1 protein-coding gene and 3 pseudogenes are annotated in these 13,731 nt (G+C 75.6%); all 4 read left to right on the forward strand.

Annotated elements, in window-relative coordinates; genetic code table 11:
- A pseudogene (locus tag A2U95_RS02790) lies at positions 1-3,848 on the forward strand (SDR family NAD(P)-dependent oxidoreductase); the annotation flags it as partial.
- A gap of 244 nt (positions 3,849-4,092) precedes the next feature.
- Positions 4,093-9,834 (forward strand): type I polyketide synthase, encoded by a 5,742-nt coding sequence (locus A2U95_RS02795; protein WP_420857010.1) that lies wholly within the window; start codon positions 4,093-4,095, stop codon positions 9,832-9,834.
- Between the two features lie 35 nt (positions 9,835-9,869).
- Positions 9,870-10,736 (forward strand): annotated as a pseudogene (locus A2U95_RS33950) (acyltransferase domain-containing protein); the annotation flags it as partial.
- Positions 10,737-11,420: 684 nt separating this feature from the next.
- Positions 11,421-13,731, forward strand: a pseudogene (locus A2U95_RS33955) (beta-ketoacyl reductase); the annotation flags it as partial.

Genomic DNA, 13,731 nt, shown 5'->3' on the forward strand with positions numbered 1-13,731 from the left:
ACGCCACCCGCGCCGCCCTCGCCGACGGCCACACCGTCTTCGTCGAGGTCAGCCCCCACCCGGTCCTCGGCCTGGGGCTCCAGGGCACCCTCGAGGCCGCCGGTACCGACGCCGCCGTCCTCGGCACCCTCCGCCGCGACGAGGGCGGCCTGGACCGTTTCCTCACCTCCCTCGGCGAGGTGTGGGCCCTCGGCCTCGACGTGGACTGGGACGTCGTCTTCACCGGCACCGGTGCCGGCGTCACCGACCTGCCGACCTACCCCTTCCAGCGGCAGCGCTTCTGGCCGCGTCCCGCCGCGTTCACCGGCGACGTGGCCTCCGTGGGCCTGGAGAGCGCCGAGCACCCGTTGCTCGGCGCGGTGCTCGAGCTGCCCGAGCCGGGCGGGGTGGTGCTGACCGGGCGTCTGTCCGTCCGCACCCACCCCTGGCTGGCCGATCACGCCGTGGAAGGGCGGGTGCTGGTACCGGGCACCGCCCTGGTCGAACTGGCGGTGCGTGCGGGTGACGAGGCCGGCACGGGAACGCTGTCGGAACTCGTGCTCGAGCAGCCTCTGCTGCTGCCGGAGAACGGCGCCGTCGCCCTCCGCGTCGTGGTGGGCGCGGAAGGCGAGGACGACGCGGGCCCCGGTGCACGACCCGTCGCCGTGTACGGACGTGCCGAGGACGCCGAAACGTGGACACGGCACGCGTCCGGCGTGGTGACCGACGCGACGGAGGACCGGTCCCGGACCGCGGGCTGGGCCGCCGTCTGGCCCCCCAAGGGCGCCGAGGCGGTCGACGTGACCGGTTTCTACGCGGGCGCCGAGGCCACCGGTTACGGGTACGGCCCGGTGTTCCGCGGGCTGCGCGCGGTCTGGCGGACCGACGGCGAGGTGTTCGCCGAGGTGGGTCTCGAGGGTGAGGCCGCGGAGCAGGCGGGCCGGTTCGGTCTGCACCCGGCCCTGCTGGACTCCGCCCTGCACGCCGTGGGCGCGGGCGAGCTCCTCCCGGGCGGTGCCGGCCTGCGACTGCCCTTCACCTGGGAGGGCGTCGAACTGTTCGCGGCGGGCGCGTCGACCCTGCGGGTTCGGCTCACCGCACTGGACAGCCGTGCCGTGTGCGTGGAGGCGGTGGACGCCACGGGTGCGCCCGTGGCCACGGTCGGGTCGCTGGTCTTCCGCCAGGTCGACGCCGACCGGCTGGCCGCGGCGGAGCACGGAGCCGTTGCCGACTCCCTGTACCGCGTCGACTGGGCGCCGCTCACGGGTGTTTCCACGACGGCTCCGGACGAGGAGATCCAGGTCCTGCACGTTCCCGGCGGACCGGAGCAGACCGGTGACGGCTCCCCTGAGGGTGTCCGTGATGCGGTGGTGCGGGTGTTGGGGTGGTTGCGGGAGTGGGTGGCGGCGGAGCGGGAGAGTGACGCGCGTCTGCTGGTGGTGACGCGGGGGGCGGTGGCGGTCGGGTCGTTCGGTGGTGATCCGGTGCTGGGTGCGGTGTGGGGTCTGCTGCGGTCGGCGCAGTCGGACGGCGGCTACTGGTACGACAACCTCCGCAACACCGTCGAGTTCGAGAACGCCACCCGCGCCGCCCTCACCGACGGACACACCGTCCTCATCGAGGTCAGCCCCCACCCCGTCCTCTCTCTCGGCCTCCAGGGCACCGTCGAGGACACCGGCACCGACGCCGCCGTCCTGGGCACCCTGCGCCGCGACGAGGGCGGCCTGGACCGCTTCCTGACCTCCCTCGCCAAGGCGCACTGCCATGGCCTCACCGTCGACTGGGACACCGTCTTCGCCGGCACCGGTGCCCGCCGCACCCCCCTGCCCACCTACGCCTTCCAGCACCAGCACTACTGGCTCGAGGACGAGCCCGAGGCCGCCTCCGTGCGGTCCGGCCCCTCCCCCGTGGAGGCGGAGTTCTGGAAGGCCGTCGAAGCGGGGGACACGGAGGCGCTGGCACGGCAGCTGGAGGGGGTCGGGGCGGACGCCCTCGGGGCGGTGCTGCCCGCCCTCGCCGCGTGGCGGCGGGAGGCGACGACCCGCGCGCAGGTGGACTCGTGGCGCTACCGGATCTCCTGGAAGCCGCTGCGCGCCGGGGCGCGCGGCGGACGCCTCGACGGCGTCTGGCTCGTGGTCGCACCGGAGTGCGGCGGCGACGGGACCACCGCCGCGGCCGCCGCGCGGGCGCTCGAGGGGCGCGGTGCGCGCGTGGTGTCGCTGGCGCTCGGTGAGCACCAGAGGGACCGGGAGGGCATCGCCAAGGCGCTGCGGGCCGCGCTGGAGGAGACGGACGGGACGCCGCTCGGCGGCGTGCTGTCGCTGCTGGCCGTGGCGGACGGGGCGGGCGGGGCGGCCGCCCGGGACGCGGAGAACGCGCTGGGGGTCGGGCTTCCCGCCGTGACCGCGGGCACGCTCGCCCTCCTCCAGGCCCTCGACGACAGCGGGACGCGAGCGCCGCTGTGGTGTGTCACTAGTGGCGCCGTCCAGATTGGGCGGGGCGGGCAGGCGGAGCCGGCCGGCAGCCCGGTGCAGGCGCAGTTGTGGGGGATGGGGCAGGCCATCGCCCTGGAGGCGCCGGGGAGCTGGGGCGGTCTGATCGACCTGCCCGACACCACGGGGGGCGAAGGGGGCGACGCGTCGGTGATGGAGCGGATGTGCGCCGTGCTCGCCGGGGACCTCGGGAACGAGGACCAGGTGGCGCTGCGCGGCTCCGAGGTCTTCGCCCGCCGGGTCGAGCGTGCCGTGCTCGCAGGCGCGGGCCGCCGGTTCGAGCCGCGGGACACCGCTCTGGTCACCGGGGGCACCGGCTCCGTCGGCGGGCGGCTCGCCCGCTGGCTGGCCGGACGGGGCGCCCGGCACATCGTGCTGACGAGCCGTCGGGGCCCGGACGCGCCGGGAGCGGCGGAGCTGGTGGCCGACCTGGCCCGGGCCGGTGCGACGGCGACGGTGGTCGCCTGTGACGTGGCGGACGGCGAGCAGGTGAGGGCCCTGGTCGAGCGGCTGGAGGCCGAGGGCCGGCCGGTGCGCAGTGTCTTCCACACGGCGGGTGTCGACGACACGGCCGCCTTCCAGGACACGGACGCCGACGCCTACGCGGCGGTGCTGGCGGGCAAGGTGAACGGCGCGCTCCACCTGGACGAGGTGCTCGGGGACTCCGTGGACGCCTTCGTGCTGTTCTCCTCGATCTCCGGGGTGTGGGGCAACGCCCGGCACTCCGCGTACGCCGCCGCGAACGCCTCGCTGGACGCGCTCGCCCACCGCAGGAGGTCCCGGGGCCGGACGGCGACGTCCGTGGCCTGGGGCTGGTGGGAAGGCGGCGGGCTGGCGGGTGACGAGGGCGTCGGCGGGGCGCTGAGCGGACTGGGCCTGTCGGCGATGGCCGCGGAGCCTGCCCTGGCGGCCATGGCGCAGGCGGTCGAGCACGGGGAGACCGCGGTCGTCGTCGCCGACGTCGACTGGTCGCGGTTCGCGCCCGTGTTCACCGCGATGCGTCCGAGCCCGCTGATCGGCGACCTGCCGGAGGTGCGCGGCCTGCGGTCCGCCGAGGACGCGCAGGACACGGGGGACGCCGAGGGCCCGGCACTCGACGCGGCCGGCCTCCTCCGCGCGGAGCTGGTCGAGCTGTCGCTTCCGGAGCGCGAGTTCACCCTCCTCGAAATCGTCCGCGACCACGCGGCGGCGGTGCTGGGGCTGGACGGCCCGGGCGAGGTGCGGCCCGACCGGGCGTTCCGCAAGCTCGGCTTCGACTCGCTCACCGCGGTGGACCTGCGGAACCGGATCGCCCGGGCCACCGGTCTGAAGCTGCCCGCCGCGCTGGTCTTCGACCACCCGACACCCGCCGTGCTGGCGCGCTTCCTGCTCGGCAGGCTCGGCCTTCCTCCGGTGGCGGACGGTGATGCGGGCGGTGCTCCGGCCGCGCCGCCCGCGACCACCCCCGCCCCCGCCCCCGTCCCGGTCTCTGCCGGGACGGCGACCCCGGTGGCGGACGACTCGATCGACGACCTGGACGCCGAAAGCCTGATCCAGCTCGCGCTGGGTGACAACGGCTCGTGATGACGTGCGAAATGTGGAGTGAATGATGGCTGCTTCGGCGGACAAGGTTCTTGAGGCTCTGCGGGCGTCGGTCAAGGAGACCGAGCGGCTGCGCCGGGAGAATGCCCGGATCACCGAGGCGGCGCGCGAGCCCGTCGCGATCGTCGGCATGAGCTGCCGTTACCCCGGCGGGATCGCGGATCCCGAGGACCTGTGGCGGCTCGTGGACGAGGGCCGCGACGCGGTGGGCCCCTTCCCCACGGACCGCGGGTGGGACGTCGACGGCCTGTACGCCTCGAGCCCGGCCGGCTCGGGGGCGTACGAGGGCGGATTCGTGCACGACGCCGCCGAGTTCGACGCCGGGTTCTTCGGGATCTCGCCGCGCGAGGCGCTGGCGATGGACCCGCAGCAGCGGCTGCTGCTGGAGGCCGCGTGGGAGGCGGTGGAGCGGGCCGGGATCGCGCCCACCGCGCTGCGCGGCACCCGTACCGGCGTCTTCGCCGGCGCGGCGGTCTCCGGTTACGAGTCGAAGCTGCAGAACGCCTCCGAGGACGTCGAGGGCTACTTCCTCACGGGCACGGCGGGCAGCGTCGTGTCCGGCCGCGTCGCCTACACGCTGGGGCTGGAGGGCCCCGCGGTCACCGTCGACACCGCCTGCTCGTCGTCGCTGGTCGCCCTCCACATGGCCGTGCAGGCCCTGCGGTCGGGCGAGTGCGACCTGGCGCTGGCCGGCGGTGTCGCGGTGATGGCGGTGCCGGAGGCGTACGCCGAGTTCAGCAAGCAGGGCGGCCTCGCCGTCGACGGCCGCTGCAAGTCGTTCGCGGCGGCGGCGGACGGCACGGGCTGGGCCGAGGGCGTCGGCGTGCTGCTGGTCGAGCGGCTGTCGGACGCGGTGCGCAACGGCCACGAGGTCCTGGCGGTCGTCCGGGGCACCGCCGTCAACCAGGACGGCGCCAGCAACGGCCTGACCGCCCCCAACGGCACCGCCCAGCAGCGGGTCATCCACGCCGCGCTCGCCAACGCGGGCCTGACCACGGCCGACGTCGACGCGGTCGAGGCCCACGGCACCGGCACGGTGCTGGGCGACCCGATCGAGGCGCAGGCCGTCGTGGAGACGTACGGCCAGGGCCGCGCCGACGGCCGGCCGCTGTGGCTGGGCTCCCTGAAGTCGAACATCGGTCACGCCCAGGCGGCGTCCGGTGTGGCCGGCGTCATCAAGATGGTCATGGCGGTGCGTCACGGCGTACTGCCGAAGACGCTGCACGTGGACGCCCCGACCCCGCACGTGGACTGGTCGGCGGGGGCCGTGGAACTGCTGGCGGAGGCGCGCGGCTGGCCGGAGACCGGGGCCCCGCGCCGTGCCGCCGTGTCGTCGTTCGGCGTGAGCGGCACCAACGCGCACGTCATCGTGGAGCAGGCTCCCGGGACCGCCGCCGGGCAGGACTCCGGCGCCGCGCCGGAGGAGGCGGCGGCTTCCGACGCCGCCCGCGCCGCCCTTGCGGTCCACCCGTGGCTGGTGTCCGGCGCCTCCGCGCAGGGCCTCGCCGCGCAGGCGCAGCGTCTCCTGGACCGGCTCACCGAGGACCCGGCCACGCCCGGGAGCGCCGCCCCGGCCGTCGCCGGCGCCCTCGACGTCGGTTTCTCCCTCGCCACCGGGCGTGCCGCGCTGGACCACCGGGCCGTGGTGCTCGGCGAGGACCGCGCCACGCTGCTGGACGGGCTGCGCGCGCTGGCCCGGGGCGAGGAGGCCGCGGGAACGGTGCGGGGGCTGGCCGTGCCCGGCCGGCTCGGCGTGATGTTCTCCGGCCAGGGCTCGCAGCGGGCCGGGATGGGCCGTGAGCTGTACGAGGCGTTCCCGGTGTACGCCGAGGCGTTCGACGCGGTGTGCGCCGAGCTCGACCGGAACCTCGCCGGACACGTCGACCGGTCCGTGCGGGACGTCGTGTTCGCGCAGGAGGGCAGCGCGGACGCCGCGCTGCTGGACCGGACCGTCTACACGCAGGCCGCCCTGTTCGCCGTGGAGACGGCGCTGTACCGCCTCGTCGCGTCCTGGGGCGTCACCCCCGACCACCTGATGGGCCACTCCGTCGGCGAGATCACCGCGGCGCACGTGGCAGGGGTCCTGGACCTCGCGGACGCGGCCGCCCTGGTCGCCGCCCGCGGCCGGCTCATGCAGGCCCTCCCGGAGGGCGGCGCCATGGTGTCCGTGGAGGCCACCGAGGAGGAGGTCGCCGCGGTCCTGGCCGGCCGGCCGGAGGTGTCGGTCGCCGCCGTCAACGGTCCGCGCTCGGTGGTGGTGTCCGGTGCGGAGGCGGCGGTGCTGGAGGCCGCCGCGGCCTTCGAGGAGCAGGGCCGCAGGATCCGGCGGCTGAGGGTGTCCCACGCCTTCCACTCCCCGCTGATGGAGCCGATGCTCGACGCGTTCCGCTCGGTCGCCGAGAGCCTGACCTTCCGTTCCCCGCGGTTGTCGGTGGTCTCGAACGTCACCGGCCGGCCGCTGCGCGCACGGGAGATCCGCGACCCCGGCTACTGGGTCCGGCACGTCCGTGAGGCGGTCCGCTTCGAGCAGGGCGTCCGCACCCTGCTCGACCAGGGCGTCACCTCCTTCCTCGAGCTCGGCCCCGGCGGCGTGCTGACGTCCATGGCGCAGGGCTGCGCCGCCGGTGACGGTGACGGCGCCGGTGACGCGGGCGCGGTGTCCTTCGTGGCCGCCCTGCGCAAGGACCGGCCCGGGACGGCGGCGCTGACCGCGGCCGTCGCCGCCCTGCACGTGCACGGCGTGCCGGTCGACTGGTCCGCCTTCTACGCCGGTACGGGCGCCCGCCGGGTGGCCCTGCCCACCTACGCCTTCCAGCGGCAGCGCTACTGGCCGACGCCGGCCGCCGCGCAGGACGCGGCCGAGGTGCTCGCCACCTTCCGCAACGAGGCGCGCTTCTGGGAGGCGGTGGAGCGCGAGGACCTCACCGCCCTCGCCGACGCGCTGGGGCCGGTCGACGTCGATCCGCTGGCCGCCGCGCTGCCGGCGCTCGCCGCGTGGCGGCGCCGCAACCGCGACCTCGACGTCGTCGACTCGCTGCGCTACCGGGTCGACTGGAAGCCGGTCGCCCCGGCCACCGGTCCGGCGGCACGGCCCCTCACCGGCTCCTGGCTCGTCCTCACCCCCGCCCGCACCGCCCACGGGCAGCTCGTGTCCCGGGTCGTCGACGCGCTCGGCTCCCGCGGCGCCACCGTGACCACGGTCGCCGTGGACGCCGCCCTCGACCGCTCCGGGCTGGCGGCGCTGCTCACCGGACACACCGGGACGGAGGCGCCCGCCGGGGTGCTGTCCCTGCTCGCGCTGGCCGAGGACGACGCGCAGGACCCGTTCGCCACCGGGAACCTTCCGGCCGGCGTCACCGCCACGGTCGTCCTGGCGCAGGCCCTCCAGGACACCGGGTCCGCCGCCCCGCTGTGGATCGCCACCCGCAACGCCGTCTCCGTGGGCCGCTCCGACTCCTCCCCCTCCCCCGCCCAGGCGCCGCTGTGGGGCCTGGGCCGCGTCATCGGCCTGGAGCAGGGCGAGTGCTGGGGCGGCCTGGTGGACCTCCCGGCCGAACTCGACGGGCGCGCCGCCGACCGGCTCGCCGCCGCGCTCGCCGACGGGACCGAGGACCAGATCGCCCTGCGCTCCTCCGGCGTCTTCGTCCGCCGGCTCCTCCACGACCCGCGCACCGGCGGCCCTTCCGGCTCCGGCGCGTTCACCGCGCGCGGCACCGCCCTGATCACCGGCGGCACCGGTGCGCTCGGCGCGCACACGGCACGCTGGCTGGCCCGCAACGGCGCAGAACGCATCGTGCTGACCGGCCGACGCGGCCCGGACGCCCCGGGCGCCGCCGAACTCACCGCCGAGCTCCAGGCGCTGGGCGCCACCGCCGTCGTGGTCGCCTGCGACGTCTCCGACCGGACGGCCCTGGCCGCCCTCCTCGACTCCCTGCGCACCGACGGCGGCCCCCCGCTGCGTTCGGTGTTCCACACCGCGGGCATCGCCACCGACACCGCGCTGGCCGACGTCGGCCTGGCGTCCTTCGCCGCCGAGATCCGGGCCAAGGCCACCGGCGCCGCCCTCCTCGACGACCTGCTGGGCGACCTCGACGCGGAACTCGACGCGTTCGTGCTGTTCTCGTCCATCTCCAGCGTGTGGGGCAGCCGCGGCCAGGCCGCCTACGCCACCGGCAACGCCTACCTCGACGCCCTCGCCGTGCGCCGGCGGTCCCGCGGCGCCGCCGCGACGTCCGTCTCCTGGGGCGCCTGGGGCGGCGGCGGACTCGCCGACGGACGGGAAGGCGAGCGGCTGGCCCGCCGCGGCATCCGCACCATGGACCCCGAGCACGCCGTCGCCGCGCTGCGGCACGTCCTGGACCACGGGGACACGCACGTCGCCGTCGCCGACGTCCACTGGGACCGCTTCCTGCCGGCCTTCACCGCGGTGCGCCCGCGCCCGCTGCTGAGCGACCTCCCGGAGGCCGTCGCCCTCGCCTCCGGAACCACCGGGCAGGACGCCTCGCCCGGGGCCGACGACGCCCGGACCCGGCTGCGCGACCAGCTCGCCGCGCTGTCCCCCGCCGACCGCTCCGCCCACCTGGTGCGGCGCGTCAGCGAGGCCGCCGCCGCGGTCCTCGGCCACGGCGACACCACGGAGATCCGGCCCGACCGCGCCTTCCGCGACCTGGGCTTCGACTCGCTCACCGCCGTCGACCTGCGCAACCGGCTCGCCCGTGAACTGGGCATCGCGCTGCCCAGCACCCTCGTCTTCGACCACCCCAGCCCGGTCGCGCTGGCCCGGTTCGTCGAGTCCGAGCTCCTTCCGGCCGAGGCCGCCACCGCGTCCCGTTCCGCGGCGGGCGTCACGGGCGCCGCCGACGACGAGCCGATCGCCATCGTCGGCATGGCCTGCCGTTACCCCGGCGGCGTCGCCGGTCCGGACGACCTGTGGCGGCTCGTGGAGTCCGGCGGCGACGGCATCACGCCGTTCCCCACCGACCGCGGATGGGACCTCGAGGCCCTCTACGACCCCGACCCGCAGACGCCCGGCACCTCGTACGTCCGTGACGGCGGGTTCCTGCACGACGCAACCGGCTTCGACGCCGGCTTCTTCGGCATCTCGCCGCGCGAGGCGCTGGCCATGGACCCGCAGCAGCGGCTCATGCTGGAGGCGTCCTGGGAGGTCTTCGAGCGGGCCGGCATCGACGCCGCGTCCGTCCGCGGCCACCGCGTCGGCGTCTTCGCCGGCGCGTCCGCCTCCGGCTACGGCGCCGACCTCTCCCGCGCCGCCGACAGCACCGGCACCGAGGGCCACCTGCTGACCGGCATGGCCACCAGCGTGCTCTCCGGCCGCGTCGCCTACGTCCTGGGCCTGGAGGGCCCGGCCATCACGGTGGACACGGCATGCTCGTCGTCGCTGGTCGCCCTCCACCTGGCCGTGCAGGCACTGCGCTCCGGCGAGTGCACGATGGCCCTGGCGGGCGGTGTCGCCCTGATGGCGACGCCGACCGGTTTCGTCGAGTTCAGCCGCCAGCGCGGCCTGGCCGCGGACGGCCGCTGCAAGTCGTTCTCCGACGAGGCGGACGGCACGGGCTGGTCCGAGGGCGTGGGCGTGCTGCTGGTGGAGCGTCTGTCCGACGCGCGCCGCAACGGGCATCAGGTGCTGGCGGTGGTGCGGGGCTCGGCGGTCAACCAGGACGGTGCGAGCAACGGGCTGACCGCGCCGAACGGGCCGTCGCAGCAGCGCGTCATCCGCGCGGCGCTGGCGGGAGCCGGTCCGGGGTCCAGCCGGCCGCGGTGATCGGTCACTCGCAGGGCGAGATCGCCGCCGCCGCGGTGGCGGGGATCCTGTCGTTGGAGGACGCGGCCAAGGTCGTCGCCCTGCGGTCACGCGCCATCACCGCGCTCGCCGGTCTCGGCGGCATGGTGTCCGTCGCTCAGGCGGCGGACGCGGTGCGCGAGACGATCGCGGCGTGGGACGGGCGGATATCCGTCGCCGCGGTGAACGGTCCCTCGTCCACGGTGGTGTCGGGTGACGTCGACGCCCTCGACGAGCTGATCACGGCCTGCGAGTCGGCCGGGGTCCGGGCCCGCAGGGTGGACGTGGACTACGCGTCCCACTCCGCCCACGTCGAGGCCATCCGGGAGGAGCTGGCCCGTCTGCTGACCGGCATCACCCCGCAGCAGGGCGGCACGCCCCTGTACTCGTCCCTGACGGGCCGTCTCCTCGACGGCGACGAGACGCCGATGGACGGCGGCTACTGGTACGACAACCTCCGCAACACCGTCGAGTTCGAGGACGCCACCCGCGCCGCCCTCGCCGACGGGCACGAGGTGTTCATCGAGGTCAGCCCGCATCCCGTCCTGTCGATGGGCCTCCAGGGAACCGTCGAGAACGCCCCCGTCCTCGGTACCCTCCGCCGTGACGAGGGCGGCCCGGAGCGCTTCCTGACCTCCCTCGCCGAGGCCCACTGCCACGGCGTCACGGTCGACTGGACCACCGTCTTCGCCGGCACCGGTGCCCGCCCCACCCCACTGCCCACCTACGCGTTCCAGCGGCAGCGCTACTGGCCGGACACCCAGCCCGGTGCCGCCGTACCGGGGGCCGCGCGGACCGTGGACCCCGACGAGGCGCGCTTCTGGGAGGCCGTCGAGCAGGGCAACGCGGAAGCCCTGGCCGCGGCCCTCGGCGGGGCCGACACCGGGCCGCTGCACGCGGCCCTGCCCGTCATCAGCTCGTGGCGGCGCGACCGCAAGGAACGCTCGACGATCGACGCCTGGCGCTACCACGTCACCTGGAAGCCCGTGGCCACGTCCGGTGAGGCGTCCGCCGCCCCGACCGGGCGCTGGCTGGTCGTCGTACCGGACGATCCGGCCGCCGGGACGTCCGCCCTGGCCGACGCCCTCGTCACCGGTCTCATCCGGCACGGCGCCGAGGCGGAACCGCTCACCCTCGGCGCGTTCACCGGACTCGACGACACCGAGGACGTCCAGGGCGTCCTGTCCCTCCTCGGTCTCGACGAGACCCCGCACCCCGACTTCCCGGCGCTGCCCGCCGGGCTCGTCTCCACCGTCGACCTGGTGAAGGCGCTCGTGACCGCCCCGGGCTCCGCCCCGCTGTGGACGCTCACCCGCGGGGCCGTCTCCGTCGGCAGGTCGGACACGCTCACCGCACCCGACCAGTCCATGGTCTCCGGTTTCGGACGGGTCGTCGGACTCGAGCACCCGGGACGTTGGGGCGGGCAGATCGACCTCCCCGCGGTCCTGGACGACCGTGCCCTGACCAGGGTGTGCGCCGTCCTCGGGGCGGCCGGCGGTGACGACGGCGAGGACCAGGTGGCCGTCCGGTCCACCGGTGTGTACGCCAGGCGCCTGCTGCGCGCCCCGATGGGAGGGACGACCGAGAGCTGGACCCCGCGGGGCACCGTCCTCATCACGGGCGGCACCGGCGCCCTCGGTACCTTCCTGGCCCGCCGGTTCGCCGAGCTGGGGGCCGAGCACCTGGTCCTGACCAGCCGACGCGGACCCGCCGCGCCGGGCGCGGCCGAACTCCGGGCGGAGCTGACCGCCCTGGGGGTGCGCGTCACGGTCGCCGCCTGCGACGTCGCCGACCGCGCCGCCGTGCGGACCCTCGTCGACGGACTGAGGGAGCAGGGGGACACCGTCACCGCCGTGATCCACACGGCCGGCGTCAGCCAGCTCAGCTCCATCGAGGACACCGACCACACCACCTTCGCCGACGTGATCACGGCCAAGGTCGCCGGCGCCCGCAACCTGGACGACGTCCTCGGCGACGACCCGCTCGACGCCTTCGTCGTGTTCTCCTCCATCTCCGGCATCTGGGGCAGTGGCGGCCAGGGCGCCTACGCCGCGGCCAACACCTACCTGGACGCGTTCGCCGCCTCCCGCCGGGCCCGTGGCCGCACCGCGACCGCCCTGTCCTGGGGTGCCTGGGGCGGTGCCGGCATGGCCAAGGGAGAGGCGGAGCAACTGCTCAGCCGCCGCGGTCTGCCCGTCATGGACCCCGACCTCAACATCAACGCGCTGCGGCAGGCCGTCGCGGGGAACGAGACGGCGCTCACCGTCGCCGACGTCCGCTGGGACCGCTTCGTCCCCTCGTTCACCGTCGCGCGCCGCAGTCCGCTGCTCGAGGACCTGCCCGAGGTGCGGGAGGTCCTGGACGCCGCCGAGGCCGAGGCGGGCGGCGAGTCCGCCGTCACCTCCGCGCTGCAGCAGAGCCTCGCCGGGCTCGCCCCGGCCGAGCAGCGCAACCGCGTCCTCGACCTGGTCCGCGGGGAGGCCGCCGCCGTCCTCGGTTACGCGAACGCCGCCGAACTCGATGCCGCACGCCCCTTCCGGGAACTCGGCTTCGACTCCCTCACGGCCGTGGACGTCCGCAACCGGCTCAGCACGCTCAGCGGTCTGCGCCTCCCCACCACCCTGGTCTTCGACTACCCCACCGTCGCGGACCTCGCCGACCACCTCCTGACGCTCGTCCTCGGACAGCCGGCCGACGGCAGCGCGGCACGGTCCGCGGTCACCGGCCCGGTCACCGGTTCCGCCCCGTCCGACGACGACCCGGTGGTCATCGTCGGCATGAGCTGCCGGTTCCCCGGGGGCGTGAGCTCGCCGGACGAACTGTGGCGGGTCGTCGCCGAGGGCGTGGACACCGTCGGCGACATCCCCGCCGACCGGGGATGGCCGGGCGACGCCCCCGAGGACGGCCTGTCCGTCGCGGCCGGCTGGCTCTCCGGAGCCGGCGACTTCGACGCCGCGTTCTTCGGCATCAACCCGCGTGAGGCCCTGGCCATGGACCCGCAGCAGCGGCTGCTGCTGGAGGCGTCCTGGGAGGTCTTCGAGCGGGCCGGCATCGACCCTCTGTCGATGAAGGGCAGCCGCACCGGCGTCTACGTCGGCGCCTCCTCGCAGGGCTACGGCAGCGACGTCGTCCAGGCGCCGGAAGGCACCGAGGGCTACCTCATGACCGGCACGGCCACCGCCGTGCTCTCGGGACGGGTGTCGTACGTGCTGGGCCTGGAGGGGCCGGCGGTGACGGTGGACACGGCGTGCTCGTCCTCGCTGGTCGCCCTCCACATGGCCGTCCAGGCACTGCGCAACGACGAATGCTCGGCCGCCCTCGTCGGCGGCGTCGCCGTGATGGCCACCGGCACGGTGTTCGCGGAGTTCTCCCGTCAGGGCGGGCTGGCCGCGGACGGCCGGGTGAAGGCCTTCTCGGACGACGCGGACGGCACCGGCTGGGGCGAAGGTGTGGGCGTGCTGCTGGTGGAGCGTCTGTCGGACGCGCGCCGCAACGGGCACCGGGTGCTGGCGGTGGTACGGGGTTCGGCCGTCAACCAGGACGGTGCCAGCAACGGGCTCACCGCACCGAACGGACCGTCGCAGCAGCGCGTCATCCGCGCGGCGCTGGCGGGGGCCGGTCTGACCGGTGCGGACGTGGACGTGGTGGAGGCGCACGGCACGGGCACGACGCTGGGCGACCCGATCGAGGCGCAGGCACTGCTGGCCACGTACGGGCAGGAGCGGCCCGAGGACGGGCGACCGCTGTGGCTGGGATCGCTGAAGTCCAACATCGGGCACACGCAGGCGGCAGCGGGTGTCGCGGGCGTGATCAAGATGGTCATGGCGATGCGTCACGGGGTGCTGCCCCGGACGCTGAACGTCGGTGAGCCGTCGTCGA

Origin of the sequence: Streptomyces chilikensis, assembly GCF_001642695.1 — a bacterium.
GTDB lineage: Bacteria > Actinomycetota > Actinomycetes > Streptomycetales > Streptomycetaceae > Streptomyces > Streptomyces chilikensis.